This is a genomic window from Pseudomonas sp. MM213 (genome assembly GCF_020423045.1).
GTDB classification, from domain to species: domain Bacteria; phylum Pseudomonadota; class Gammaproteobacteria; order Pseudomonadales; family Pseudomonadaceae; genus Aquipseudomonas; species Aquipseudomonas migulae.
Genome location: NZ_CP081943.1, coordinates 205,647 through 232,552, shown reverse-complemented (window position 1 = coordinate 232,552; position 26,906 = coordinate 205,647). Strand labels below are relative to the sequence as shown.

The 26,906-nt window shown below is 56.4% G+C and carries 19 protein-coding genes and 1 pseudogene; 5 read left to right on the top strand and 15 right to left on the bottom strand.

Going from position 1 to position 26,906, the window contains the following annotated elements; all coding sequences use genetic code 11:
* Window positions 1-194: 194 nt before the first annotated feature.
* The 10 genes and pseudogenes from K5R88_RS01215 to K5R88_RS01170 form a co-directional block, all read right to left on the bottom strand.
* A complete protein-coding gene (locus K5R88_RS01215; RefSeq protein WP_032832365.1) occupies window positions 195-2,195 on the bottom strand; it encodes a peptidase U32 family protein in 2,001 nt (666 codons plus the stop codon).
* 203 nt (window positions 2,196-2,398) lie between these two features.
* The gene (locus K5R88_RS01210; protein ID WP_226299009.1) at window positions 2,399-2,974 is read right to left on the bottom strand and encodes a DUF1353 domain-containing protein; all 576 of its coding nucleotides are present in this window, start codon (window positions 2,972-2,974) and stop codon (window positions 2,399-2,401) included.
* 63 nt (window positions 2,975-3,037) lie between these two features.
* On the bottom strand, window positions 3,038-3,625 hold the full coding sequence (locus tag K5R88_RS01205; RefSeq protein WP_223451222.1) for a tetratricopeptide repeat protein: 588 nt from the start codon (window positions 3,623-3,625) through the stop codon (window positions 3,038-3,040).
* The gene (locus K5R88_RS01200) at window positions 3,622-4,110 is read right to left on the bottom strand and encodes a hypothetical protein (RefSeq protein WP_226299008.1); all 489 of its coding nucleotides are present in this window, start codon (window positions 4,108-4,110) and stop codon (window positions 3,622-3,624) included. The genes K5R88_RS01205 and K5R88_RS01200 overlap by 4 nt, the downstream gene beginning before the upstream one ends.
* Window positions 4,111-4,173: 63 nt before the next feature.
* Complete coding sequence (locus K5R88_RS01195) at window positions 4,174-6,510, bottom strand: hypothetical protein (protein WP_226299007.1); 2,337 nt, start codon at window positions 6,508-6,510, stop codon at window positions 4,174-4,176.
* Entirely contained in the window at window positions 6,507-7,529 is a 1,023-nt protein-coding gene (locus tag K5R88_RS01190) for an NAD(P)/FAD-dependent oxidoreductase (RefSeq protein WP_226299006.1), read from the bottom strand. Before K5R88_RS01190 ends, K5R88_RS01195 begins: the two co-directional genes overlap by 4 nt.
* Before the next feature lie 245 nt (window positions 7,530-7,774).
* Entirely contained in the window at window positions 7,775-9,160 is a 1,386-nt protein-coding gene (locus K5R88_RS01185) for an efflux transporter outer membrane subunit (RefSeq protein ID WP_226299005.1), read from the bottom strand.
* Window positions 9,157-12,313 (bottom strand): annotated as a pseudogene (locus K5R88_RS01180) (efflux RND transporter permease subunit). The gene K5R88_RS01185 and the pseudogene K5R88_RS01180 overlap by 4 nt, the downstream one beginning before the upstream one ends.
* 2 nt (window positions 12,314-12,315) lie before the next feature.
* Window positions 12,316-13,449, bottom strand: a complete 1,134-nt coding sequence (locus K5R88_RS01175) for an efflux RND transporter periplasmic adaptor subunit (RefSeq protein ID WP_192226428.1) — start codon at window positions 13,447-13,449, stop codon at window positions 12,316-12,318.
* Between the two features lie 319 nt (window positions 13,450-13,768).
* Entirely contained in the window at window positions 13,769-14,668 is a 900-nt protein-coding gene (locus K5R88_RS01170) for a LysR family transcriptional regulator (RefSeq protein ID WP_226299004.1), read from the bottom strand.
* A gap of 409 nt (window positions 14,669-15,077) precedes the next feature.
* On the opposite strand from K5R88_RS01170, the gene K5R88_RS01165 reads away from it, so the two are divergent.
* Together K5R88_RS01165 and K5R88_RS01160 are read left to right on the top strand one after the other, a co-directional pair.
* Window positions 15,078-16,199 carry an amidohydrolase family protein gene (locus tag K5R88_RS01165; protein ID WP_223555277.1) on the top strand — a complete coding sequence of 374 codons (1,122 nt, stop codon included), beginning with the start codon at window positions 15,078-15,080 and terminating at the stop codon, window positions 16,197-16,199.
* A 279-nt stretch (window positions 16,200-16,478) separates the two neighbouring features.
* Window positions 16,479-16,748 (top strand): DUF2790 domain-containing protein, encoded by a 270-nt coding sequence (locus K5R88_RS01160; RefSeq protein ID WP_008037490.1) that lies wholly within the window; start codon window positions 16,479-16,481, stop codon window positions 16,746-16,748.
* 143 nt (window positions 16,749-16,891) lie between these two features.
* Here K5R88_RS01160 and K5R88_RS01155 read toward each other — a convergent pair whose 3' ends face one another.
* The 4 genes from K5R88_RS01155 to K5R88_RS01140 form a co-directional block, all read right to left on the bottom strand.
* Window positions 16,892-18,028, bottom strand: a complete 1,137-nt coding sequence (locus tag K5R88_RS01155) for an FAD binding domain-containing protein (protein WP_223434852.1) — start codon at window positions 18,026-18,028, stop codon at window positions 16,892-16,894.
* 54 nt (window positions 18,029-18,082) lie between these two features.
* On the bottom strand, window positions 18,083-19,195 hold the full coding sequence (locus K5R88_RS01150) for an alkene reductase (RefSeq protein ID WP_226299003.1): 1,113 nt from the start codon (window positions 19,193-19,195) through the stop codon (window positions 18,083-18,085).
* A gap of 37 nt (window positions 19,196-19,232) precedes the next feature.
* The gene (locus tag K5R88_RS01145) at window positions 19,233-19,877 is read right to left on the bottom strand and encodes a DsbA family oxidoreductase (RefSeq protein WP_226299002.1); all 645 of its coding nucleotides are present in this window, start codon (window positions 19,875-19,877) and stop codon (window positions 19,233-19,235) included.
* A gap of 112 nt (window positions 19,878-19,989) precedes the next feature.
* The gene (locus K5R88_RS01140; protein ID WP_223451207.1) at window positions 19,990-20,907 is read right to left on the bottom strand and encodes a LysR family transcriptional regulator; all 918 of its coding nucleotides are present in this window, start codon (window positions 20,905-20,907) and stop codon (window positions 19,990-19,992) included.
* A 244-nt stretch (window positions 20,908-21,151) separates the two neighbouring features.
* Between K5R88_RS01140 and K5R88_RS01135 the strand changes: the two genes are divergently transcribed.
* From K5R88_RS01135 to K5R88_RS01125, 3 genes are read left to right on the top strand one after another with little or no spacing between them, the layout of a single operon-like run.
* A complete protein-coding gene (locus K5R88_RS01135) occupies window positions 21,152-22,426 on the top strand; it encodes a c-type cytochrome (protein WP_226299001.1) in 1,275 nt (424 codons plus the stop codon).
* Between the two features lie 50 nt (window positions 22,427-22,476).
* Window positions 22,477-22,887, top strand: a complete 411-nt coding sequence (locus tag K5R88_RS01130; RefSeq protein ID WP_230427590.1) for a (2Fe-2S)-binding protein — start codon at window positions 22,477-22,479, stop codon at window positions 22,885-22,887.
* A complete protein-coding gene (locus K5R88_RS01125) occupies window positions 22,884-25,139 on the top strand; it encodes a xanthine dehydrogenase family protein molybdopterin-binding subunit (protein WP_226299000.1) in 2,256 nt (751 codons plus the stop codon). The genes K5R88_RS01130 and K5R88_RS01125 overlap by 4 nt, the downstream gene beginning before the upstream one ends.
* A gap of 220 nt (window positions 25,140-25,359) precedes the next feature.
* Here K5R88_RS01125 and K5R88_RS01120 read toward each other — a convergent pair whose 3' ends face one another.
* On the bottom strand, window positions 25,360-26,697 hold the full coding sequence (locus K5R88_RS01120; RefSeq protein ID WP_226298999.1) for an OprD family porin: 1,338 nt from the start codon (window positions 26,695-26,697) through the stop codon (window positions 25,360-25,362).
* Between the last annotated feature and the right edge of the window lie 209 nt (window positions 26,698-26,906).

Below are 26,906 nucleotides of genomic sequence, written 5' to 3'. Positions count from 1 at the left end.
GCTCTGATGACTCAGCGAGAGGAACATCAATCCCATTGTGTCGCCAGTGCCGGTGAACTTCGGCCCAATGGGAACTCGCGCGTTCATCCGCAAGGGCGCGCGAGTGTTGTTTCACAGAATACAGAGCTGCCCGTCCCACCCGTTTGACACCGATCAAGAAACGTCCCTGTCCCTGATGCGGGCTAGCCCACCTTTCAGTGGGGCGCGCGAGGAATCGTCTTGAGCAGATCTTCAGGGCTGATGTAACCGACCACCGGCTCCGCGACGCTGCCCGGTAGCGGCAGGTCAAGGATGTGGCCCTTGATCTTGCCGATCACGTGCATTTCGCAAGGTTTGCAGTCGAACTTCAATGTCAGCACCTCGTCACCGTGCACCAGTTGCATCGGCGCGACCTTGGTGCGAACGCCGGTGACCCCTTTGGCCTGTTTGGGGCAAAGGTTGAAGGAGAAGCGCAGGCAGTGCTTGGTGATCATCACCGGCACTTCTCCGGTTTCCTCGTGGGCCTCGAAGGCTGCATCGATCAGCTTGACGCCGTGACGGTGATAGAAGTCGCGAGCCTTTTGGTTGTAGACGTTGGCCAGGAACGACAGGTGCGACTCCGGGTACACCGGCGGCGGGTTTGTCTCGGCCTTGCGACCACCCCGTGGGTGGGCCAGCAGACGGGCCGCGGTCAGCGCTTCGATCACTTCCCGGCGCAGCGCTTTGAGCTGCGAGTTGGGGATGAAGAACGCCTGGGTTGCTTCCAGCTTGATGCCGGTGGCGTGGTAGTCGGTGGTGCCCAGTTGACCGAGCAAATCACGCAGTTGGTCCAGGGCCTGCTCCGGCTTGTTGGCCAGACCGAACGGACCGTCTAGGGACACGCTGGCACTGACGCCCTCCTCGCTGGTGGCGGTGAGTTGCAGGCGTTGCTCGTCCAGCTGTGCGACCCAGGCCAGACCGATACGACGTTCAGCGGAAGTCTTCTGCAAGGCTTGCTGCCAGTTATGGTCCAGGTTGCGGCTCAGTGGATGGTTGGGCCGCAGCTTGTACATCCCGTCCGGCATCTCGTTGGGCTCGACACGGTAGCGATAGCGCTTCTCGCCCTCTTCGAGGAACTCACCCTTGGGCTCAGCGATGTTGGCGCGGAAACCCACCACTTCGCGCTTGATCTGCACGTTGAGACCGTCGCCGTTGGACAGCGGCTCAGAGGTCACCACCTGCAAGTCACGCTTGCCCACCTTCTCCACCACGCCCACTGGCAGGCCAGTGAAAGTCGGTGAATCGAAGGCACCGATGTCGACCTTGCGGTCGGTGACAAAGTAGTCGGTGCTGCCACGGTGGAAGGTCTTGTCCGGGTCAGGCACAAAGAAATGCGCAGTGCGGCCACTGGACGCACGGGCCAGGTCCGGACGATCTTCAAGAACGTCGTCCAGGCGCTGGCGGTAGTAGGCCGTGATGTTCTTCACGTAGCCCATGTCCTTGTAACGCCCTTCGATCTTGAATGAGCGAACACCGGCTTCCACCAACGCACGGATGTTGGCGCTCTGGTTGTTGTCCTTCATCGACAGCAGGTGTTTTTCGTAAGCGACGACGCGGCCCTGGTCGTCCTTGAGGGTGTACGGCAAACGACAGGCCTGTGAACAATCGCCACGGTTGGCGCTGCGACCGTTCTGTGCGTGGGAGATGTTGCACTGGCCGGAGAACGCCACACACAACGCGCCGTGAATGAAGAATTCGATCGCCGCATCGGTCTCGTCGGCGATGGCGCGAATCTCTTGCAGATTCAGCTCGCGGGCCAGTACCAGTTGGGAGAAGCCCGCCTGGTCAAGAAACTTCGCCCGTGCCAGGGTGCGGATGTCGGTCTGGGTGCTGGCGTGCAGCTCGATCGGCGGAATATCCAGCTCCATCACGCCAAGGTCCTGGACGATCAACGCATCAACGCCGGCATCGTAGAGCTGATGGATCAGCTTGCGCGCTGGCTCCAGCTCATTGTCATGCAGGATCGTGTTGATCGTCGTGAACACCCGGGCGTGGTAGCGCCGGGCGAACTCCACCAGTCCGGCGATCTCACTCACTTCGTTACAGGCATTGTGGCGGGCGCCGAAGCTCGGGCCACCGATATAAATGGCGTCGGCACCATGCAGGATCGCCTCGCGAGCGATGCTCACGTCACGGGCAGGGCTGAGCAGTTCCAGGTGATGTTTGGGCAAGGACATATTTTTTTATCTGGTTTGTCACGGTCGAGGCACGCATTGTAGCGGGCAAATGTTTGACCGGCATCCGTGGGCTTCTTGGTCAGGGTTGATATCACCTGCCTGTAACAAGCCGAAAGGCGCTTCTGGGCCGCAAAAACGACAGCATCACCCGTCACGACTCCGGCGTTGACCTCGGGCAGCTGAGTGGAACTGCGCGTCAGCCACTATTTGAATTTTATTGTCATCAGCAACTCCCCAGGAGGCGTTTGTTCAGGAATGCCCTGCAGGTTGAAAGCTACGGGTTCGTTGCATATACCCTTCTCCCAGAGCCGTTTCGCTATGGGCGAACTGACGGCTGCAACCACCGACTCAAAAACAAAGTAATTTCGAATCTCAGGACTTACCTCCATCACCGCCTTCAAACCCTCTGCCAGGACGATGTGCGTATTTTTGAACGAGTAATCCTTGTACCCGGGGTAACCACACTCATGAGCCACGAAAAGCCAATCGTGAATTATGTAAGCCGGGGCGTACCCCCAAGGGGAATAACCATTGACGCCCCATAAAAATCGAGGAATTGACCCCCCATCGGTATACATGGGGCCAGGGCGAATTACTTCACCATTAGAACGTGTAAATCGAAACGGATCATCCTTGCTTGGAACAAACAGAAAATAGTCATTCTTGATCCAGCGCACATCCAAGGCGCCTTCAAACCTTCCCTCATCGGTTTCGCGATACGATATCGGAGCGCAGGCTTGCAGCGTGAGAACAAGAAACACAAGAATTAGAAAGCGCATATTAAGCCTTCCTTGAAAGACGAAAAATTTGCCATTAAAGATGACAAACACCGCACTTCCACCTTACTTCACCCCTTCAATATTATTTTGGACGGCCTGCTGCCCTCGACTTTTTTCCAGCTTTTCCATCAGCATCAAATTATCTTTTGCATATCCGCTATTATAATCGGATACAGCTTTATCAAAATTCTCCTTAGCCTTGTCATTTTCGTTGCGATACATATAGATCAGCCCTAGATTATTATAAGCCGCCTCAGCCACCTTGGAATCCATATTGCTTTTGTTCTCGATCGCGGCATTGATATCGACAATCGCACCAGCGGTATCACCATTTAAAAACCTGACCCAACCCATAGAGTTATATATTGACGCATCCGCAACATCATTAGTTTCCTTAATAGTTTTGGCTCGCTCAAAATAGTCTATTGATTGTTTATAGTCTCCTTCAAGGGCCGCTGCCTTTCCGAGCGCAGAATACGCATAATAACTTTTCGGATTGGATTCCACGTATGTTTTCAATTTCTCTACGGCGGAGGGGTAACCGTTCTCGGAAATTGTTGACTTTATATCCACAGGAAGCTCTAACGAAGCATCGTCAGCACAAGCAAATGGCATCAAAAAAATACTGATGATGGCAATCATGACTTTCATTGCCCGAACCCTCCCATAGGCGTGCGAGTAGGCAGAAGAGTTTTATTATAATCACTTAACTCTCCCAGTTTATTAACGAGTCTCTCCACCCCGATCCTTATATTGTCCTTATCGCCAACCTGGATTTGTGCAAAACCCTCAACTATTTCAACTTTCGTCTTATCATGACTGACTAAAACAAAGCCCTCATATTGCTTGAGCCCTTCAGGCCAAGGAGAAGGTGTCACCATTACGTTTGCCATGGTTTGATGCGGTGTTGGCGTATAAATTTGTGCGCCAACACCTATCAAAAACAGAGCGAGGCAAAGCCCCATGAAAATCCTCACTTCCTTGAGAAGCCGCCCAAGAATACCGCCCGCTTTCGACGCCGCATCCGGCCCCCACATGGCAAGTGATTTATTAAGGAGTCTGAATGTCAAAATAGCCATTACTATTGCAGCACCATGAAATCCGACCTTGATGACGTCAAGTAGAATCGGGTTCATACAAACCTCCTGTTTATGGCACTAACGACGGGACTAACAACAACCTACCCATATCAACAAACTCTAAAATGTGATCGCCCTGCCTGAATCCCGATCCCAAAGCAAAAACCTGATGGAAGACACGGCAACCAAGAGTCTCTTTGGATCATTTGTATGTTGCGGTGATTTACCACCGTCAGCAAAGCCAAATAAATAGCCACCACCGGGCATGTCTCTGACCTTGGCTTCAGAGGCGGAATAATCATTCAGAAGCGATATGGGCAAGAACTCTTCAGTCTTTAGATCAGACCACCGCTCATAGGATCGGAATACCACAAGCCAGTGACTTGACTTCGAAACCCTGGCGCCTGGACCGTCTAATTTCTCGATAATAAGAGCGAGTGCACGCATTCGGTGCTGCATTTCTGACCGACCGACAGCACGCAACTTATCGAAACATATGCTGTTGGACAGAGCATTGGTGACATAGTCAGCTCTCATGATGTCGGAAAAGTTGACCATCACGTTCGATCCGTCCGCCACTAAAAATGGTCCATGCTCCCCGTCCCAGCCAGGAGTTGGCTGCCCATTTATCGCAGCCGGGCTATCTGGATGCAGCCCTAGTTCCTCATCTGTCAAAGGGATCGCTGTCGGCGTTTTAGTTCGGTTGAATGTGCGCGATGCATCTGGCGACGCGGCAGCCCACATACCGTTGGCGGCAGCACATAACTTTGCGTCTTCAACAAACGGCGAGCCCAAACCGGCGGTGTGATAATAAGGTGCCGAAAAAACACTGTCTCTGCCGTAGGTCACGTCCCAACCAGGTGCAAAGACATTCGAAGCACCATCCGACAAGGCAGTCGACACATCGACCACTCGCTCCGTGTGGGCCATCCCCTCCCTGCGTGGTGGTCTGCTGACAGCAGTAACGATAGTGTCATCTGAAGTAAAAATCGGTGCCCCTGTATCAGGGTCAGTCATCCGTGCATTTGCGCCCAACCGTCCTTCGCACAATGCAGACGGGCCACCCTCCTCAAAATTACTTGAGAACTTTTTGAGCTCCAGGTTTCCAACATATGGAAAAAAGTCAGGGGCCGTAATAATTGAAAAAGCAGGTGTCACGTCGTACTTGTGATCATTACTGCTATACATGGCAGCCACATAACCATCGCAAATATCATCAAGGTAGAGGGCTATATCATAGCGACCTGCATCAAGTATCGACTCAAACTCTGTCGCATCAGGAATGCTGATGTTTATGTCATTCACAGCGCCGGTTTCATCATTCAGCTGATGACGCATATTAATGAATTCAGAACAGTTGCGCGGTGAAAGGAACGGCCGTTCGTTTGCCGCCACGACTCCGATGATGGCGGCGGCGGAAATATAGTCGAGGCCTGCGCTGAATAATTTCTGCCCAACACGAAGTGTCGAGTACCTTCTGTTCTCGATATAGGCTTCGATCCCGGGTCCCTTCGGAGGCACCTCAGTGGCACCATGTTGAACCTGGCCGACACCGGTGCCCATCGACACCATGACCTCTCGCACAAGTGGTTGAGGTTCTGCGCAGACTGTAAGGGTTGCACCTTTCAATTCGGCGTTGATCAATAACCCGTCGTTGCGACTTGTGCGCGTATAGGGCGGTTGGTTAAGGTCCGCACTCTTGATGTTCGGTAGTTTTCCGACGGAAAAAAGACGGCGCAGTCGATCAGTGAAGTGGAAAGCAGAGAACTCAACAGTCTCACAGGTAAAGGTGTCCAGTCTCAAACCTGGAAAAAGCTTAACGATCGGAACAAGAAATTGGCGGCTCGCATCGCCAAACTGTGAACCACCTAAATAGCACCCCTCAAAATCACGACCCTCTACACGCTCGCAAAGGAAGGCAGCATAGCGGGCAGGCATGACCCGCACTTCGTGTGATAGATCGGTATCGTGCCGATAGTTGCGTATCGTGGGGTCGTAAAGTGCCGGCGCATTTCCGACACGAGCGATACCCGTGCGACTGAAAACAAGGTCTGCATGCATGCGATGCGGTGTTCCAGCGGCTTCCCGATACTCATAAGCGAAGACGGCCGCCACCCATTTGCGCCGTTGTTGATCAGAAACATCAACCAGGCTGTAGATGTAGTTTTCGACCAGTTCCAGCTCTTCCTGTGTCGGATAGTCGCTTTGCTCCAAACCTGATGGTTGAACCGCAGGGCTCGCCAGACAGTGATAAAGCAAACTCCTCGCGGGATCACCCGGTTGAATAAGAGCTGCTTTATCCGTACTGAAATCATGGAAGCCAAGGACTGTACGATCCACGGTGAGTTCTGCTGAAAACTCTGTTTGCGCGTTGACACCATGCGCGCCAAGAACCGTTTTCCAACGGGTGGCCAGCAACTTTACCAGCAGATTACGAACATCTTGTTCAAGCGTCATATGACCACTCCAAAGGTAGTTGCCACTCTTGAAGCAAAGCCTATGGGGTCGTCCCGGCCCGATGCGCTCTGATAGAACGCATTGAGCCGTTGGCAGTCGCCCAGGAACCACCCCGTTATCATTGCGCAGTAATCTTCCAGAGCCTCGGTTGAGTTGCGCCCAAGGTAAACACTCACCGCGTTCGCGGCAGCCATTCCCGAAACCAGGGCTCGATACACCCCCCGAGAAGCCGCAGGATCGAGCTTGCAAGCCGCATCACCCGTTAGTACAAATCGGGGCGAGGCCAATTGATCGGCAATGCGCCAAGTACTGTCGGCCCTGAGGAAGCCCATACGCGATGTATGAACTTTACGGCGCCCTTCAAAGGTCATCTCGCACTCGACGTGTCGACCCGATCCAATATTGGATGTCCACCGCCACCCTTGCGAGCCAAGGTGAAAAGACGGATTCATATCATCATCGACCGAGTCGCTATAGCGGTACGCGACCTCAAGAGGGTTACTCAAACACAGCGCTTCAATACCCGTTTTCTTGCTAAGCCAATTGGCTGAACCCGTACTGTCAATGACAACTCGGGATGTCAATTGACCGCATGTTGAGTTAACGGTGACTAAACCTGCATCGCACAAATCAATTGATCTTGCAGATGCAGGCCGAAAAAGACGAACGCCGGCCCTGGCCGCCGCGGTCAACAACGCCTCGTCCAATTCGAACCGATGCACATGAATGCCACTTTGTTCAAAACCGAAATGATTCAGCCTTTGAGCGTTGTCATCCGTAAATTTGATCGTGTCGTGAGTTGCTTTCGGAAGCTGAGAAAAAGCTTCACTTCCGAGCAATTGAGAAATGAGAAGAGCTGTACCTGGCGCAAGGGATTCTCCAGGTCGGAACCGAGGACCTCCAGAAACTTCGATCACCGCCGTGGACAACCCAAGCTCCGCAGCACGAATCGCTGCCGAAGAGCCTGCTGGCCCACCACCGACCACGATCAAATCAAAGTCCGCCCCAGCACTCTCCATGCCTCTATCTCCCTTGATTCGCTTCCCGGCTCGGGCGGTAGATCGATTTGCATGCCTTGGTAATCCGCCGTTTTGTGATTCGGAGGGAGGCTACCTGACGTTAGCCAATGGCCATCACTCTGTCCAATTCCCGCCCCCTCTGCTTTGGCGCTGCGCAGACGAATACTTAGGCGCTACTGTGTTGTGGGGCGTAAAAGCAGGAGTAATCCATTTCATGGCCAAAAGGAGGATCCGTGGTCGTCATGTCAGCCCTGCCACCCTCCTCCCAGCGCTTTGTACAAATCGATAGTTGCCGCTCGTTCGGCCAACTGATCACTGATCAACGCTTGTTGTGCAGCGAACAGCGTCCGTTGCGCGTCCAAAAGAGTCAAAGAGCTGTCGATACCTGTCAGGTAGCGACTTTCCGCCAGCCGATAGTATTTGGCACTCGCGCTGACCAGCCCTTGTTGCGCCTCAATCTGCTGTCCAAAGGTCTGCGTTGCAGCCAGTCCATCGCTGACTTCCCTGAAGGCTGACTGGATCGCCTTTTCGTAACGCGCCACTTGTATGTCTTTCTCGACTTGAGTGACGTCCAGGCTGGCTTGCAAGCGGCCCGCATTGAAGATTGGCAGACTGATCCGGGGGAAAAAGCTCCAGACACCCGAGCCTCCATTGAAGAGCCCTGACAGTTCTTCGCTCGAGGTGCCAGCATCCGCCGTCAGGCTGATTCGGGGAAAGAACGCAGCCCGGGCTGCGCCGATATCCGCATTGGCAGCCTTGAGCAATAACTCTGCTTCCACTATGTCGGGCCGACGGTTGAGCAGATCCGACGGCAACCCCACTGGCACCTCAGGTAAAGATTGTCGCTCCCAATCACCGCTCGACAGATCGGCGGGGAGTTCACCTCCAATCAACAACACCAACTGGTTTCGGTCTTCGGCAACCTGCCGACGATACCGGGCCATCGAGCCGCGCGCGCCTTGCACCAGGGTTTGTGCCTGGCTCAACGCCAAATCTGAAACGGTACCTACTTCAGCGCTGCGACGTGTCAGCTGGTAGCTGTTTTCATAGGTGTCGAGGGTATCGCTGGTCAGTCGCTCCAGCGCTTGATCGGCCTGCAGAGTGAGCCAGGCATTTGCAACGCTTGCCACCAGCCCGATACGGGCTGAACGCTGTGCTTGTTCACTGGCCAGGTAACGCTGCAATGCTGCTTGATCGAGGCTGCGCACACGGCCGAACAAATCCACCTCATAACTCACGTTCAGCCCGACAGAGTACTGACTCTCGATCGTGGCTTTATCACCGGATGCCAGATCTGCCGGAACTCGCTGACGACTACCACTGCCCGCCGTCGAGACGTCCGGCAACAGATCCGCGCGACGAATGCGATAGCGCGCCTGATAGGCCTCGACGTTCAACGTGGCAATCCTGATATCCCGATTGTTGGCCAGTGCGGTCTCGATCAATCGATGCAAGGCCGGATCGGAAAAGAACTCGCGCCAATCGAGCGCTGCGGCACTCTCATCACGTGACACTGGCGCCAAGGGGTAAGACGCCGCCACCGGTGCCTGAGGTTGCTGGTACTCCGGGATCAGAGAGCAACCACTGAACAACAACGAACTCAGGACCAGAAAACTGAATGGTTTGATCATGACATGACCTCTTCGTGAGCGACTGCGGCCAGAGCGACGGACGATCGACGTGCGAACAGTGACGACACCGACACATAAAAGAGTGGAACCCAGAAGATGGCCAGGACGGTGGCGGTCAGCATGCCGCCGATCACACCGGTGCCAATGGCATGCTGACTGCCAGAACCTGCACCGGTGGAGATAGCCAACGGCACAACCCCGAGGATGAACGCAAGCGAGGTCATGACAATGGGACGCAAACGAAGCCGCGCCGCCTCAATCGCCGCTTCGGCATAGCCCATGCCCTGCTCATGCAGTTCCTTGGCGAACTCCACGATCAGGATGGCGTTCTTCGCCGCCAGCCCGACTGTCGTCAGCAGGCCTACCTGAAAGAACACGTCGTTGGACAGGCCGCGCAAGGTCGTGGCAAGCAATGCCCCCACAACACCCAGCGGTACCACCAGCATCACGGCCAAGGGAATGGACCAGCTTTCGTAAAGGGCCGCGAGACAGAGGAACACTACAAGCAGCGAAAGCGCATACATGACAGGCGCTTGAGACCCGGAAAGCTTTTCTTCATACGACAAGCCCGTCCACGCCAGCGCGACACCAGGCGGCAACTGAGCAGCGATGGCCTGTGCTTCAGCCATGGCATCACCCGTGCTGTAACCCGGTGCCGGGCCACCCAGTATTTCCTCTGCCGGCACACCGTTGTAACGCGCCAGTTTGGGAGAACCGAAGACCCACTCGCCGGAGGCAAAAGCGGAAAACGGCACCATCTTCCCGGCGGCGTTACGTACGTACCATTTGTCCAGATCTTCAGGGGACATGCGCGCGCTGGCCTGGCCCTGTACAAACACTTTTTTGACTCGGCCACGGTCAATGAAATCATTGACGTAGTTGCCGCCGAAGGCCACAGAGAGTGTGGTGTTGATGTCTGTTTGTGAAACGCCCTGCGCCCTCGCCCGCCGGTCATCGATCTTCAACCGATACTGGGGCTCATCGCTCAGGCCGTTGAGTCGAACCGCTGTCAGCACTTTGCTTTCGGAGGCCAGACGCAGGAACTGATTGCGCGCCTGCCCCAGGACTTCGTGACCGACGCCGGCCTGATCCTGAAGGAATAAATCAAAGCCCGAAGCGTTGCCCAACTCACGCACTGCTGGAGGCACCACGGCGAAGACCATTGCATCGCGCATGCCTCTGTATTTCGCTTGAGCGCGCTTGGCCAACGCGAGCGCCGCATCTTCAGGACCGCGCTTTTCCCACGGCTTGAGCAGAACAAACGCCATGCCCGAGCTTTGCCCACGCCCCGCGAAGTTGAATCCATTCACGGTAAACACGGCGTCTACAGCGTTAGCCTCCCCCCTGCTCAGGAGTGGCGAGCAAATACTGACGCACACTGTCGAGCACCTTTTGCGTGCGCTCGGCACTGGACCCGGCAGGGGTCTGCACTTGGGTAAAGATCACGCCTTGATCTTCATCGGGCAGAAACGCAGTGGGGATGCGGCTGAACAGCAGGACCATGCCAACGACGATCAACAGGTAAGCCAGGAATGCCGGCGCCTTGTGCCGCAACATTCCGGCGACACCACGCTCGTAGCGTTGCACGCCGCGATCAAACCCACGATTGAATGCACGGAAGAAGCCGAGACGTGCGAGCCCATGCGTCGGGTCATGGGGCTTGAGCATCGTGGCGCACAAGGCAGGCGTGAACACCAGCGCGGTGAGCACCGACAGGGCCATCGCCGATACGATGGTGAGGGAAAACTGACGGTAGATGACGCCGGTTGACCCGTCGAAAAATGCCATCGGCAACAGCACCGCCGACAACACCATGGCGATGCCCACGAGCGCGCCCTGGATTTGTTTCATCGAGCGAATCGTGGCTTCTTTCGCCGACAACCGCTCCTCACGCATGACACGCTCGACGTTCTCGACCACGACAATGGCGTCATCTACCAGCAGGCCGATGGCCAACACCATGCCGAACATCGACAAGGTGTTGATGGTGAAACCGGCGACCGCGAGGACACCGAACGTACCCAGCAGGACGACAGGAACGGTCAGCGTGGTGATGATGGTCGCGCGCAGGTTCTGCAGAAACAGCAGCATCACGAGGAACACCAACACGATCGCCTCACCCAGGGTGTGGAACACACCATGGATCGAGTCGCGCACCACTGGCGTGGTGTCGTAGGGGTAGACCACTTTCATACCGCGAGGGAAAAACGGTTGCAGTTGGTTGAGGGTGTCGTGGATCGCCTTGGTGGTGTCCAGCGCGTTAGCCCCAGGGGCAAGCTTGATGGCAATGCCGGACGCCGGCATACCGTTGAACTGGGCGTTGACGCTGTAGGTTTCACCGCCCAATGCGACATCGGCCACATCGGCCAGACGCACTTCGGAGCCGTCAGGATTGACCTTGAGCTGGATGTCCTTGAATTCTTCTGCTGACTGCAAGCGGGTTTTGCCAATGATGGTGGCGTTGAGCTGTTGGCCCGGCAGTGCAGGCAGGCCGCCAATCTGACCGGAAGACACTTGCACGTTTTGGGCTTGAATCGCACTTTTCACATCGACGGGCGTCAGGCCGAAACTGACCAGCTTCGAAGGATCAAGCCAGATCCGCATGGAGTACTGCGCGCCGAACACCTGGAAGTCACCGACGCCGGAAGTGCGCGACAGCGGATCCTGCATGTTGGATACCACGTAGTTGGCCAGGTCCTCGCGGGACATGCTGCCGTCTTCGGAAACGACGCCAATCACAATCAGGAAGTTCTTGACCGCTTTTGTCACCCGGATCCCCTGCTGCTGCACTTCCTGCGGAAGCAAGGGTGTGGCCAGGTTGAGTTTGTTTTGCACCTGAACCTGAGCGATGTCGGGATTAGTCCCTTGGTTGAACGTTACCGTGATCGCCATGGTGCCGTCGGAGTTGCTTTCCGAACTGACGTAGCGAAGGTTGTCGATGCCGTTGAGCTGTTGCTCGATGACCTGGACCACGGTGTCCTGCACGGTCTGGGCCGATGCCCCTGGGTAGGTCACCTGAATCGAAATCGCTGGCGGAGCAATGTCAGGGTATTGGTTGACGGGCAGCTTGAGGATCGCCAGCCCGCCCGCCAGCATGACGATCAATGCGAGTACCCAGGCAAAAATGGGCCGATCGATAAAGAACCTGGACATGTTCAGTTCCCCCCAGCCACGGCACCGGCCAACACCGGTGCCACGTTTTGCGCGGCAGTCACAGAGACCTTCATGCCTGGTTTGACGAACTGCAGCCCTTCAGTGATCAAGCGATCCCCCGCTTCGAGGCCACGCTCTACCAGCCATTGGTTGCCCACTGTGCGATTGGCCGTCAGGGGACGCTGTTCAACGGTTCCATCAGCGCTGACCACCAGTGCGCTGGGATTACCCTTCAGGTCGCGGGTCACCCCTTGCTGCGGAGCAAGGATGGCGGCTTGTCGGACGCCGCTCTGAAGTTTTGCACGCACAAACATGCCAGGGAGTAGCAGGTGCTCCGGGTTGGGAAACACGGCGCGCAGGGTCACCGAACCGGTGGAGGGGTCGACTGACACCTCAGAAAACTTCAAGCGCCCCGGCAGTCCATAGGCACTGCCGTTCTCCAACGCGAGGCTCACCACGGCGGCGTCCGCCCCCGCCGTCTCCAGGCGCCCTTGCTTGAGATCATCACGCAGTTTGAGCAGGTTTGCAGATGACTCGGTGATATCGACATAGATGGGGTCGAGTTGCTGAATCGATGCCATGGCCGCTGCCTGGCCGTTGTTCACCAGCGCACCTTCGGTCACGCTGGAGCGGCCGATGCGGCCAGCAATCGGTGCGAGCACACGGGTGTAACGCAGGTTGATCTCGGCACGCTTGAGGTCAGCCTCCGCCGTCAGTTGTCGCGCCTGTGCATCCTCGAACTCTTGACGGCTCACCGCCTTTTCTCCGATCAGCTGTCGATAACGGTCTGCGAGGGAACGGGCCTGTTGAAACGATGCGCGGGCGCGGGCGACGTCTGCTTCGTACGGTGATGGATCAATGCGGTACAGCGGCTGTCCGGGTTTCACCTCACTGCCCTCGTCAAACAGACGCTGCTCGATGATACCGTCCACTTGCGGCCGCACTTCTGCAACGCGGAACGGCGCGGTACGTCCCGGTAGCTCGCTTTGCACTGTGTACGTTTGTGATTGAAGCGTCACGACACCAACCTGTGGCGGTGTAACCGCTTGTGCGGGGGCCTCTTGCTTGCAGCCAGCGAGCACGACCGCCAGCGCCAGAGCCGAGAGGATCAAGGGAACCGTCTGCAGGGGTTTCATGGGACATTCCTCATACTTTCGCCAGGCGATAGCGGGCCGTAGCCGGCCGAATCGGGGCGAGTTCCAATTGAAAAAATTTGTCAGTGCCGCGGGGTGGCGCGTTGACGACCGGGGTCAGTTGATGGGCATCACTTTACGAACCCGGGCACGCCGGGAGAATCGCTGCCCACTGCAAGGCTTCGTTGCGCATTCGGCAACGCTGCTGTTGCGCGAGCGCGCAATCAAGGCAGCACGCTGTGCGCCGCGATGGCATCGGCCGGCATTTCGATTCGACCAAAAGCGACGCGCAACGCCGTCTGGTCAAATGCACAGGACGTGCTTAGGGGGCGAGTATTTCCTTGAGAAACTCTATGAACACATTGATGCGGCTGGAACCACGATGATTGGGCAGATACAACGCATTGATGCAGGTGCTTGCACTGCCAGGGTTGACCTCATACTGCTCCAGCACCCGCGTTAGCCGACCTGCGCTGACATCGTCACGCACCAGCCAATCGGCCAACAGCGTCACCCCGCCACCGGCCAACGCCGCCTCGCGCAGAATGTCGGCGTTGTTGCTTTGCAACCGTCCCTGCACATTCAAGCGGATAACTTCTTCGTCGCCCTGAAAGGTCCAATTGTGGTGACCCGTGCGGTAATCAAAACGCAGACACTGATGCTCCAACAGGTCACGCGGGTTCCGGGGTAGCCCGGTACGCGTCAGGTATTCGGGACTTGCCACCACCCAACGCTGGAAATCACCGATTCGCTTGCTGACGATGTCATCACTGACAACCGATGAACCAAGACGCACGGACACATCGATTTGCTCGCTGAGCAGGTCACTGACCTCGTCGCTCAGCGAAAGGCTGATCTCCAGGCCAGGATGGCGCTCAAGCAACCGCCCCAGATGGGGAGCGATGATACGTCGGCCGAATTCCACCGGGACGCTGGCCCGTAATCGCCCCTGGGCTTCACTGCCGCGGTCGGTAACGACGGCATCGGCCTCGTCGATGGCCTCGAGGATCGCCACGGCTTTATCGAAATAGTTCTGGCCCGCCACCGTGACGCTGGTGTTGCGCGTGGTGCGGTTAAGCAGGCTGGCGCCTAACTCACTTTCCAGTCCGGCTACCTGTCGCGTCACTGACGAAGTGGAGATGCCGAGCTTGCGCGCCGCAGCTGAATAACCACCACAGCGAACCGTTTCGACGAACATTTTGAGCGCCAGCAACTTATCCATAAACGGATTCCGAGATCGAAAAGTAAAGGTAACGACTGTGCATGACCAGGCGGTGGGCGTCTTGCATGGCTGTGCTCAATCGGTAGCGGGTTTGGGGTTGCATGGCTTCTGACTACCTGCGCGGGCGCTCTTGCGGCGATTCCGCCAATCAAGCGCGTCTATCGGATCAGACGTGGAGTCAGTCATTGCCACTCCTTTTTATCGAGCGATCAGTAAGCTCGCGACTATAGCAGAACGTTCATCACCACCAACGCTCCCCCATGATTCCGATTTGGAACGAAGGCCAATTGAAGCCCCTTGCATTATTTCAATTTATCGATTGATAATCAAAATCCAAAAGTAATCGACTGATCAATAAAGGCGTCTCGGCGTTCATCGCCCAACAAAAACAATAAAAAGGAGATTGACCATGCAATGTCCCTGCTGTCTCTCGAAGACCCGTCGCCAACTGCTAGGCATCATGGCAGCTACTGCGGGCGGCCTGCTGGTCACCCGTTTGGTACCCGCCTCGGCGGGGTCGATCAAGAGGGGTGCCGACATCCCGGTGAGATCGGTGGACATCCATGCGCATTACTATCCTGAAGAGTTCTTGCACCTCTTGGGCGGTGATGGCAAAGCTTTCGGTGGAAGCTATACCCGCCAGGAAAATTCATTCAGCTTCGCTACCCCGGCCGGCGGATTAGGGCCTTTGCCCCTGAAATTTATCGATGTGCAAGCGCGCTTGCTCGACATGGATCGCGCAGGCGTCGATGTTCAGGCGCTGTCCTTGAGCGTGCCGATGGTGTACTGGGCAGATCGTCAACTCAATGCTCGCCTGGCACGTGCCTGGAACGATGCCGCGTCAACTGTTCATCGCCAACACCCGCTGCGTTTTGTGGTGCTGGCGACGTTGCCGATGCTGGATGTGCACGACGCCATTATCGAGCTGGAACGCACAGCCGAACTGCCCGGGGTGCGGGGCGTTTATATGGGCACCAACATCAACGGTCTGGACTTGGACGATCCACGCTTTGCACCAGTCTTTGCCCGCATTGAACAGCTGGGACTGCCAGTGTTCCTGCACCCGCAACAAACGGTTGGCGGCAGCCGCTTGAGTAACTATTACCTGAGCAACCTGCTGGGCAACCCGTTTGATACCGCTATCGCGGCTTCACACCTGATTCTCGGTGGAGTACTGGATCGATACCCACAGCTGCATGTGTCATTGCCCCACGCCGGTGGAGCATTGCCAATACTCGTCGGGCGTCTCGACGCAGGCTGGAATTCACGTCCCGAGACACGGCGTCTGGCTCAAAAGCCGAGCAGCTATTTGACGCGATTCAGCTACGACACCGTTTCACACTCCGGGCCGGTTCTGGACTATTTGATCGCCAATGTCGGTATCGACCATCTGGTACTGGGCAGCGACTACTGCTTCGACATGGGATACGAACAACCGGTGCGTTTTGTAGAAAGCGTAGGTCTGGGCCCCCGCGAGAAGGCTGCAGTGCTCGGTGGAAACGCGGCCAGAATCCTCGGACTCCGCGGATAACTTTAGCGAAACACTCAATTTCCCTTTGGCCGGTCTGACCGGCCTTTTTTTTGCTCCGATTCAAGCCTTCATGACGAAGTGGACAAGTGAGCAATACCTGGCGCTTTGTCGATCATGCAACTTATCAGTCACTTGTTGTCAGGCACGTTGGTGACACATCAATTGTGGTAATTACCGGTATTTGAATTGGGTATTTTTATAAACTAACGCTCGACATCACAATTAACTCCAGAAGCACACAAAGAGTTCCTTCTTAAACAACCTCTGGAAATCACCCTCATGAAATACGCAATGCTCGCCTCACTCATGATGTTTAGCGTTTACGCTTCTGCCCAAAGCGCTTCCAACGTCAAGGTCGCCACTCCTGAACCTGAGCACTACAATTACTCCGAACACATGGATATCGCCAAAGTCATCAACATCACTACTGCAGAGGACACAAATAACGCTTGCGGCCCGGTGGATGCGCACATGGTGTATGTGGATCACAAGGGCGCAACGCACGACCTGCAATACAAGATATTCGGTAGCGCTTGCCTGAATGGTTAATGCCTTAAAACATGCAGATGCCAAAAAAGAGGAGAAAGCTTCGAGCTGAAGCTTTCTCCTCTTTTTATATTCCAGCCTGGAAATACTGCAACAACACCCCGCCTGTAAACGAACTTTATCCAGATAAAGCGGCTGAATCAGGATCAGTTGATGCCCATGATCCGGTCACCCATGCTCACCCCCCAATCCGCCATACGCTTGCCTTCTGCAAGTTGCAGTTGCTGCCAGACCAGCAAGCCTTTATCGATGTCGCCAATGTCGTCGATCGCTTGAGCCAGGGACAGTGCATTGCGGGCTGCCTTGGCCGTGCTGCCGGCCGTATGAGGACGCGGCACAAAAGCGGCATCGCCAGTCAGCAACACGCGACCAAACACCATTTGGGGGACTTTCAGATCAAGGATCGCTTGAACGAAAATATCCTTGGTCTGGCGAATCAGTTCACGAAAAGCCGGGTTGGCATGCTGCTCACCCATGTCTCGCAGGTAAGCATCCTGCTGAGCGGCCAAGGCTCCCGGTGGAATGGAGTGGCTACGCCGATGACCATTGTTATCAGTGAGCACAGCATCTAATGCTGCGCCTTGGGCAGCTTTCAAATACCAGAGCCAGTTGAACCGTCGCTCGCCAGGATTAACCGAGCCATTCAAGCCCGGCACCATGTATTCCAACATCAACGATTCAGGGTCTTGTTGAAAGACAAAGTCTTCGTAAAGCTGCGCTTTGGCGAACTCTGGAAGTCCGTCTTCATCAACCAGACCACGCCAGACTACATACCCCGAATAGGTGTATTGCGCACCAGGCAACACCAGACTTCGCACGGTTGAACCCGCACCATCGGCACCAATCAGCAGGTCTCCCTCAGCACTGCTGCCATCTGCAAAATTCGCAGTCACTCGTTGCTCATTTTGAGTCAGATCAACCAGCGTCTTTCCACGGTGATAGTGCTCGGCAGGAAAGGCAGAGAACAATGAATTGTAGAGCGTGTTCCAGGACGTCTGAGTTTGCGGCATCGGCTCTTTATGCACGACGGTGCCAGCTCGATTCAAATACAGACGATCATGGGAGCGGACTCCAAGTGCATTGGCCGGTTTGATTCCGGCATAGCGAAAATGCTGAAGGACATCTGCTTGCAGAACAATGCCTCCACCACGGCTATCCATCGCCGCGGGGGATCGCTCGAAAATGTCGACGTGCCAGCCTATCGCACGCAACGCCGTGGCGGCGAACAGTCCTCCCAGGGAACCACCAATGACCAAGGCCTTCGGAACGTCTGAACTCTTCATTACCTCTCTCCTCGTAGCAGGGTGATTCCCACAGCCTCTGGATTTGACGTTGCGTTATGCCAACACCGGATAGTCGATGTACCCCTTGGCGTCGCCGCCAAAAAAGCTGTTGCCGTCCGCCGGGTTGAGTTCGGTACGGCCACGCAAACGCGCTGGCAAGTCGGGGTTGGCAATGAACGGGCGACCAAAAGCGATGAGGTCGGCACGCCCCTGCGCGATAGCCTGTTCGGCCGTTTCGCCGGAGTACCCACCCGCCAGCATCAGAACGCCATGGAAGTCAGTACGCAGCTGCTTGATGATGGCGTCCCAGCGGGGATCGTTGCTTTCGTCGAGCACCGTGCCGACCATCATCGGTTCTACCAGGTGCAGGTAAGCGAGATTCCAGTGATTGAGCCGGGATGCAATGTAGCCAAAGGTCTGTTCCGGGGTGTCATCGCCCATGCCCATGAAACGCCCCATCGGTGTCAGGCGCACAGCAACACGTTCGGCGCCTATTTCTTCGGTCACGGCTTGCACGACTTCGAGCAATAGCCGCGCGCGGTTTTCGATACTTCCACCGTAGCGATCGCTACGCTGGTTGCTGGCGCTGTTGATAAATTGGTCAAGCAGATAACCATTGCCTGCGTGAATCTCCACACCGTCCATACCGGCAAGAAGTGCATTGCGAGCGGCCTTGCGGAAGTCGGCGACGATCGATTCAATGCCTGGAATGTCCAGCTCCTGAGGAACCGGTACATCACCCCAGACCCCCTCGCCCTTTTCATTCAGGATGAACGTCTTGCCTGGGACCGGCTGCGCGGTCGGTGCCACCGGCAGGCCGCCGTCAGGTTGAAATACCGGGTGCGACACCCGCCCCACATGCCAGAGCTGCAGGAAGATGCGCCCGCCTTCTGCATGCACGGCTTCGCTGACAGCTTTCCAGCCCTGAATCTGCTCGTCGCTATGGATGCCGGGCGTCCAGGCGTAACCCTGCCCCTGCTGCGAAATCTGCGTAGCCTCGGTGATGATCAACGCGGCACTGGCACGCTGACGGTAGTACTCGACGTTCATTGAGGTCGGTACGTTGCCAGGCTGGCCCGCACGGGAGCGAGTCAAAGGGGCCATGGCGACGCGATGATCAAGGGTGAGCAGGCCGAGTTTGATCGGGCTGAACAAGTGATGAGTCATGATGATTTCCTGAATGAATAGGGATTGAAAAAATGGCTTAAGCCGCCTGGCTTCGTCTTAGTATCTGGATCATTACTTCGATGGGCTGAGCACCACTGATGACGTCGTCTGCGATCTGAATACTCGGTACCGAGCGCACACCGGAGGCCTTGGTTATGGCCTCCAGCTTCAGGACTTCAGCGGTGCCTTCCTCGGTGTTGAGAAAGTCGACAACTGCCCCCCGGTCCAGCCCCGTTTCGGCAGCGATGTCGGCCAGCACATTGAGGTCGCCGATATCCCGCCCCTCGCTGAAGTACGCCTTGAAAATGGCCTTGATCAGGAGGGACGCGTCTCTACCCGCCAGTTGTTCTCGCCATACCAGCCGATGCCCTGCCAAGGTGTTGGGGGTTTTTTTGACTCGTTCGTAATCGAACTCCAGACCGACAGCCTTGCCGGCGTGGGTCACCTGTGCGTCCATGGCCTGGCTACGCGCCCAGCTGCCGAACTTGCCAGAGCGGTAGGCTTTACGATCCATGCCCTGAACAGGCATGTCCGGGTTCAACTGATAAGGCAGGAACGTAATGTGGCCGTCAGCTGAATAATCCGAAGCGGCAAGCGCGCGTTCGAGATTTTCTTCACCGATCCAGCACCATGGGCAGATGAAGTCGTAAGTCACCTGAATCTTGGATGAGTGCAAACTCATGGCAGTCTCCGTGGTTGAATGTTTTCACACCCCCACGGTAGGCGGCCGGTCCCCGTCAGAGAATCCACCTTCTGCACAACGTTGCGTTTCGCAAAACGCAAAGGTGGGGCGATCAGCCCACGAGCTGACACTCCGATCCGAGTAACTCGGTGAGGAAATCAATGAACGTATTGATACGTTTCGAGCCGCGGTGGTTGGGCAGGTACAGGGCCGAGATCGCCGAACTTGCGCTGTCCGGATTGACGACAAAAGCGTCGAACAAGGACGTCAATCGACCACTGTCGATATCATCATTGACCAGCCAATCGGGCAAAAGCGCCACCCCGCTACCGGCCAGTACCACGTCACGCAAAACCTCGGCATTGTTGCTCTTGAACTGCCCGTCGACGGGCACACGAATCGCTTGTCCCTTGCCTGTAAATGTCCAGACCTGCTGCGGTGCACCGTAGTTGAAGCACATGCACTCGTATCGCATGAGGTCCATGGGTTGGTCAGGAAGTCCGCGAGCATTCAGGTACTCGGCACTGGCGACCACCCGGCGTCGAAAGCTGCCGATGCGGCGACTGACCACAGCTTCCATCGCCGCCGGCGACCCCATCCGGATCGATAGATCGATGCTTTCGCCGAGCAGATCGACGATGTCGTCAGATAACGTCATATCCAGCATGAGCATTGGGTAACGCTCTAAAAGCGTGGAGATATGAGGGGCGATGAGGCGGTGTCCAAACGCCACGGGGACCGAAATACGCAGCTGCCCTGCGGGCACTTCACCACGATCCGAAACCGACTCGTCAGCCTCCGCCATGGCATTCAGAATATCCCGGCCTTTCAAGTAATAAGCACTCCCGGCATCCGTCAACGTGACTTGCCGGGTAGAGCGATTAAGCAGCACGGTACCGAGGTCACCCTCAAGCCTGTCGATCATTCTGGTCACTGAAGAAGTCGCCAGATTGAGTTGTCTGGCGGCCGCCGAAAAGCCCTTGGAATCTACCGACTGGATGAACATTTTCAGTGCGAGCAGCTTGTCCATGAAACTCCTTCAATGCCATCGGTACATTCCTTGAGGATCCATCTTTGGACAAGCGCGCAAGTGGCGCGAGTTAACGGTTGTTAATTCTGACGTCGTTGCGCTGGGCGCAATGTAGCGTTGCGCCTTGATGGGGTACTCCATCACAACCGCCCTCTCTAAGCTCACGCCACAGAAAGTCGCCGTACGCCAATCGCACGCGGCGGATTGAAAAATCTGTCGTTAACTGAGCTCGAGAGGTAAGGCGATGAAGCGCAATACGATCATCGGTGCCGTTCTGGCAATCGGCATCGTGGGGATAGGGTTTGCATTCTGGATGATGTGGAGACCGGAAATCGCCACTGTCAGCCCGCCCGGAAATGCAGATCGCGAGACCCTGGTCAGAGGCCGACGCGTCGTCGAAGCGGGCGATTGTGCGGTCTGCCACACACGACCTGGCGGCGCTTACATGGCGGGAGGATTGCCGCTGGTAACGCCCTTCGGAACACTCTTCACCACCAACATAACCCCAGACCGGGAAACCGGTATCGGCCAGTGGTCGCTGGACGCCTTTGAACGGGCCATGCGTGAAGGCATCGCGCGCGACGGCCATTTTCTCTATCCGGCGTTCCCCTACGTGCATTACCGAAAGATGAGCGATGCAGATATTGCGGATGCCTATGCCTTCCTGATGAGCGTGGACCCGGTCAACTACACCGCACCGGAAAACCATATGGTCTTTCCCATGAATTTCCGTCCGCTGGTGTCTTTCTGGAACCTGCTGTTCCTGCATGGGGATCCACTGGAACCACTTCCCGGGCAAACAGCGCAATGGAACCGTGGACGCTATCTGGTCGAGGGCGCGGGACACTGTTCATCCTGCCATTCGCCCCTGAATTTGATTGGCGGGGAGAAAAGCAGCGAGCTGTTCAACGGCGGTATCGTCGACGGCTGGACGGCCCCTGCCCTGCGCGCAATGGCCTCGGCGCAACATCCCTGGAATGAAGCCCAACTGGTCGCCTACCTGACCGGCGAGGTCGCCGAAGGACACGGCGCAGCAGCGGGCCCGATGTTGCCGGTCAGCCTGAGCATCGCGCAGATGCCGGAGGAAGATGCCCATGCCATCGCGCAGTACATTCTTGACCTCAAGAAAACCTCACCGGATGCAACGTTGCCGCCCTGTACCTCTGAGGCCAAGCCCAGCGCCAAGGCGCTTCTGGGCGCCTCGTTATTCGAAGGTGCCTGCGCGAGCTGCCACGGCACCGCCGCCCCGATGCGCGCCATTGAATCGAGGCCCGCTCTGGCAAGCACTTCGGCAGTAACGGCGGACTCACCACGCAATTTAATCCAAACCATCCTGCAAGGCATCCCGATGTCCAGTGCCGCTCCCAGCCACTACATGCCGGCCTTCGCACACAACCTCGACGATAGCCATCTGGCCGCCATTGCCGAGTATCTGCGCACCGAAAGCTGCGCGAGCAGACCCTGGACGGACCTGGAGAAAACTATCAAAAGCATTCGGGCTCAGGAGCAGCAACCGTGATCACACTCGACATCAACGGCAAGACTCATGTACTGGACATTGCGCAAGACATGCCGCTGCTTTATGCCTTGCGCAACCAGGTGGGACTCAATGGTGCCAAGTACGGCTGCGGCCTCGGGCAGTGCGGCGCTTGCACGGTTTTAGTAGACGACAAACCGGTGTTTTCATGCCTGACACCGTGCGGCGCGCTGGCGGGAAAATCTGTGCGCACCGTGGAGAGCCTGGGCAGCGCCGACCAACCGGGGCCGTTGCAGAAGGCCTTTATCGACGAACAGGCGGCGCAGTGCGGTTATTGCATCGCGGGGATGATCGTACGGGCACAGGCTTTGTTGGAGGCCAATCCTCATCCGGATGATGAAACGATCCGTCGCCACATGGCACCCAACCTGTGTCGCTGCGGCACCCATGTGCGGATCCTCGCCGCTATCAAGTCGGTCATCGCGCAGGGGGCCAAGGTATGAAAACCTCGACGCAAAACGTCAATCTGAGCCGCCGTGCGTTCGTGATCAATGGTGCGTTGGTGATGGGTTTCGCGATGCTTCCGGGCATTCCGCGCGCCTTCGCCGACACCGAAGTGGACACCTTGGGCACGCAAATCCTGGCACCTGACCTGCCGGGCAGCCTGCGTGCCACTCCCTATCTGGACGCCTGGATCCGCATTGACGCGAAAGATGGCATCACCGTCTACACCGGCAAAGTGGAGCTGGGTACCGGCGTCAAAACGGCGCTCCTGCAGATCGCCGCCGAGCGCCTGGAAGTGTCGCCCGGGCTCATCCGTTTTCTCACCGCCGACACCGCGCTGACACCCAATGAAGGCTATACCGCCGGCAGCCATACAATCGTCGACAGCGGCACTGCGCTTTTCAACGCCGCGGCCCAGGTGCGTCAGCTATTACTCGAATCTGCGGCACGGCAATGGCAGCAGAAAGTCGACAGCCTGAGCACGCGGGACGCCGTGATCTACGGTGCGCAAGGTCGCAGCATGACCTACGTGCAAGCGGTTGTCGGGGTTCAACTGCATCGCTTCGCATCGGCCAGCTCGCCCTTCAAGCCAGCCAGCAGCTTCACCCTGATCGGCACATCATTGCCTCGACTGGACATTCCAGCCAAGGTCAGCGGCGGTGCGGCTTATGTGCAAGACATGCGTCTGCCCGACATGCTGCATGCCCGTGTGATACGCCCACCCCGGCGCGGCAGTCAGCTGCAGGACATCGACGAGGCGGCCCTCAAAAAACTCCCCGGAGTGGTGAAACTGGTCCGCAACGGCAGTTACCTCGCCGTGGTCGCCACTGATGAATGGCTGGCAGTCAAAGCGATGCGCGAAGGCTACGCCTCTGCCCGCTGGACAGAAGGTAATCCGCTGCCCGACTCAACACATATCCATCAACTCCTCACCGAGTTGCCATCGCGACGCTACCCGGTGAGCGCCAAGGGCAACCTCGCGCAACCTGCGCCACGGGCCTACAAGGCACGGGTGACCAAGCAATACCTCATGCACGGCTCCATCGGGCCGTCTTGTTCAGTAGCCTGGTTCAGGGACGGAACACTGACCGTCTGGACCCACACTCAAGGCGTCTACCCTCTGCGCATGGGCATCGCCGAGATGGTCGGCCTGCCGGTGGCACAGGTGCGTTGCATCCACGCCGAAGGCTCCGGTTGCTACGGCCACAACGGCGCGGATGACGCCGCAGCCGATGCCGCGCTGATCGCCATGGCCATACCCGGCAAGCCAATACGGGTGCAATGGATGCGCGAGCAGGAAAATATTTGGGAGCCCTACAGCTCGGCGATGCTTGCCGAAGTGGAAGCAGGACTGGACGACGGCGGGCGCCTTCGGGACTGGAAATACGAACTCTGGAGCACGCCGCACAACGAACGTATCGTCAATGCCGGGCGCTTGTTACCGGCGTGGCTGTTGGCCAGGCCCTTCACCCCAGCCCCTTCGATCCCTATTGCCCAGCCCGAAGGTGACGGCGACCGTAACTCGGTTCCGTTGTACGAGATACCCAACCTGCAGGTCGATCTGAACTTCGTTCTGACCATGCCGTTCAGGACCTCGGCCATGCGTTCGCTCGGCGCCCATATCAACGTGTTCGCCATCGAGAGCACTGTCGATGAACTGGCAGCGCAGGCCGCCGTGGACCCGGTGCAATTTCGCCTCAATCACTTGAGCGATCCACGAGCACGGGCAGTGGTGGAACGTGTGGCCAGCAGCTTCGGTTGGCCGCAAAAGGCAACTGGCCCCGGCAGCGGAATCGGCTTCGCCTTCGCTCGCTATAAAAACATCATGGGTTACTGCGCCATCGCCGTGCAGCTGCATGTGCAACGGCAGACCGGGCAAGTGACGATTGATCGGGTGGTGGCCGCCGTCGATGTGGGGCAAATAGTCAGCCCCGATGGGCTACTCAATCAGGTCCAGGGTGGCATCGTTCAGTCCGCCAGCTGGACGCTCTATGAACGAATCCTCTATGACGCCAGCGGCATGCATAGCTTCGACTGGAGCGGCTATCCGATCATGCGTTTTCCCGAGTTGCCGAAACAGGTCGAGGTGCACATGATTGATCAGCCCGGCCAGCCATTCCTCGGCGCGGCGGAAATCGTCCAGGGCCCCATGGCCGCGGCGCTGGGCAACGCCATCAGTGATGCCATCGGCAAGCGCTTGCTGGATCTGCCGTTGGCGCGACGTGGTTGGCAGGATGCTCTGGGATCATGAACGCCCCCTGTTCAGAATAAAAAAGGGCGGTGAAGGATCACTTGCACCGCCCTACCCCAACTAAGGGAAACGTTACTCTACTTAAAAACATGCCGTTGGAAGAGAACGACATGTACATGCAACACCTGTTAAAGCGCTGCCTGTCAGTTACAGCGGCCAGTCACAACAGCACTGACTCACCGCATAGTTTCCGCTACAAACTATCGCCTGCGTTTAAAAATCAAAACAATGCCAATTGGTAATTTATAATCACGCGATTCTCGTCTTGTTGGCGGGCGTTCGGGATATTATTCCGCACCATTGCATTTTTCCACATGACACCCAAGCCTTTGAAAGGACCTGATTGCACGACATAGGCGAGCGTAATATCACGTTCCCATTCGCTGGAATTGCTAGATGCGACAGTATTGATATCATTACCTTTAACATACACAACACCTGCCGTCGCACCAGGCAGACCCAGTTTTGCGAAGTCAAAATAGTAACGGGCTTGCCACGACTTCTCGCCAGCACGAACAAACTTCTGAACCTGCATTTCCGTGATGGTGTAGGTGGTGGGGCCGTCCCCCTGGTTCAAATAAGGGAAGTCACTTTTCCCATCACTGACCTCATAGCCTGCTCCGAAAGTGTGACCCGCAACCGCGTAGGTAAACAACCCACTGTACAAATCGTTATCGACTTTTCCTTTCAGCGTGTTACCGCCGTAGTAGCCCGTCGTAAAATACGCAGGATCATGGCCGTTTGCACCATCATCCTTGCTATTAAAGTATCGAACATCACTGGTCAGCACACCAGGTCCGATTGCCCAGTTGTGAATCAGGCCAAGAAAATTCTGCTTATAAAAATCTTTGAGATTGCCGTAGTAGTACTGCAAGGTTAGATCTTTAGTCAGCTTGTAATCGCCACCGGCGTAAATGAATTTATTACTGAAGCGGCCAGTGACTGCATTATTGGCGCCTGCAATGGACATATTTTCATTGTTGCTGGAGTTGCGCCCCTTCACCTCTTCAATTTGCCCACCGATCAAGGTCAGGTCTTTGATGTCGGCCGAAGAAACCTGGGTTCCTTGCCAGGTTTGAGGCAACAAACGCCCGTCATTGCTGAAGATCACCGGCAGTTTTGGGACCAGAGTTCCAAGCTTCAGTTCGGTCTTGGATATTTTCATTTTCCCGGTCAGCCCCAAGTTGGAGAAATCGTCAACCGCATGGTCGCCGTCACTTGGAAATACCACGCCACCGTAGTTCGTGCCCGTCGGATTGCCATGTTTACCGGCGCTTGAATCCAGCCTGACGCCCAGCATGCCCAACGCATCAACACCAAAACCTACAGGCCCCGGGGTATAACCCGAGATGAACTCGAGTTGAAAGGCTTGCCCCCACTCCGCTTGATAACTCTGGTTGGCTGCTTTCTGAGCGGGTGTTGCCGAGTCTCGGTAATCGCTATTGATATAGAAATTACGCAGTTTAATCGCAGCCTTACTATCATCGACAAAACCAGCCGCATGGGCTTGCTGCGCCAATACACATATGGCTGCCGCCACAGCTAAAGTACACTTCATTTATTTTCACCCAAGTTTAAATTGTTATTTTTGTATGAACTATTAAGCGACTTTCCAGACGTAGGTATTCCGACAGCTTATGGTGCGCGAGAAGCACACAGCCAAACCATAGTTCGCTTATTAAAAATAAACTTCTCGCGACCAGCGTTGCAGGAGCTACACTTTCATGCAGAAACTTGTAGTTATTTAATGCAGACAGCCATCACCTG

Excerpts from the sequence above, each read along its gene's own strand:
- K5R88_RS01215 (WP_032832365.1), bottom strand. The coding sequence starts at position 2,195 with ATGTCCTTGCCCAAACATCACCTGGAACTGCTCAGCCCTGCCCGTGAC.
- K5R88_RS01210 (WP_226299009.1), bottom strand. The coding sequence starts at position 2,974 with ATGCGCTTTCTAATTCTTGTGTTTCTTGTTCTCACGCTGCAAGCCTGC.
- K5R88_RS01205 (WP_223451222.1), bottom strand. The coding sequence starts at position 3,625 with ATGAAAGTCATGATTGCCATCATCAGTATTTTTTTGATGCCATTTGCT.
- K5R88_RS01200 (WP_226299008.1), bottom strand. The coding sequence starts at position 4,110 with ATGAACCCGATTCTACTTGACGTCATCAAGGTCGGATTTCATGGTGCT.
- K5R88_RS01195 (WP_226299007.1), bottom strand. The coding sequence starts at position 6,510 with ATGACGCTTGAACAAGATGTTCGTAATCTGCTGGTAAAGTTGCTGGCC.
- K5R88_RS01190 (WP_226299006.1), bottom strand. The coding sequence starts at position 7,529 with ATGGAGAGTGCTGGGGCGGACTTTGATTTGATCGTGGTCGGTGGTGGG.
- K5R88_RS01185 (WP_226299005.1), bottom strand. The coding sequence starts at position 9,160 with ATGATCAAACCATTCAGTTTTCTGGTCCTGAGTTCGTTGTTGTTCAGT.
- K5R88_RS01175 (WP_192226428.1), bottom strand. The coding sequence starts at position 13,449 with ATGAAACCCCTGCAGACGGTTCCCTTGATCCTCTCGGCTCTGGCGCTG.
- K5R88_RS01170 (WP_226299004.1), bottom strand. The coding sequence starts at position 14,668 with ATGGATAAGTTGCTGGCGCTCAAAATGTTCGTCGAAACGGTTCGCTGT.
- K5R88_RS01165 (WP_223555277.1), top strand. The coding sequence starts at position 15,078 with ATGCAATGTCCCTGCTGTCTCTCGAAGACCCGTCGCCAACTGCTAGGC.
- K5R88_RS01160 (WP_008037490.1), top strand. The coding sequence starts at position 16,479 with ATGAAATACGCAATGCTCGCCTCACTCATGATGTTTAGCGTTTACGCT.
- K5R88_RS01155 (WP_223434852.1), bottom strand. The coding sequence starts at position 18,028 with ATGAAGAGTTCAGACGTTCCGAAGGCCTTGGTCATTGGTGGTTCCCTG.
- K5R88_RS01150 (WP_226299003.1), bottom strand. The coding sequence starts at position 19,195 with ATGACTCATCACTTGTTCAGCCCGATCAAACTCGGCCTGCTCACCCTT.
- K5R88_RS01145 (WP_226299002.1), bottom strand. The coding sequence starts at position 19,877 with ATGAGTTTGCACTCATCCAAGATTCAGGTGACTTACGACTTCATCTGC.
- K5R88_RS01140 (WP_223451207.1), bottom strand. The coding sequence starts at position 20,907 with ATGGACAAGCTGCTCGCACTGAAAATGTTCATCCAGTCGGTAGATTCC.
- K5R88_RS01135 (WP_226299001.1), top strand. The coding sequence starts at position 21,152 with ATGAAGCGCAATACGATCATCGGTGCCGTTCTGGCAATCGGCATCGTG.
- K5R88_RS01130 (WP_230427590.1), top strand. The coding sequence starts at position 22,477 with ATGCCGCTGCTTTATGCCTTGCGCAACCAGGTGGGACTCAATGGTGCC.
- K5R88_RS01125 (WP_226299000.1), top strand. The coding sequence starts at position 22,884 with ATGAAAACCTCGACGCAAAACGTCAATCTGAGCCGCCGTGCGTTCGTG.
- K5R88_RS01120 (WP_226298999.1), bottom strand. The coding sequence starts at position 26,697 with ATGAAGTGTACTTTAGCTGTGGCGGCAGCCATATGTGTATTGGCGCAG.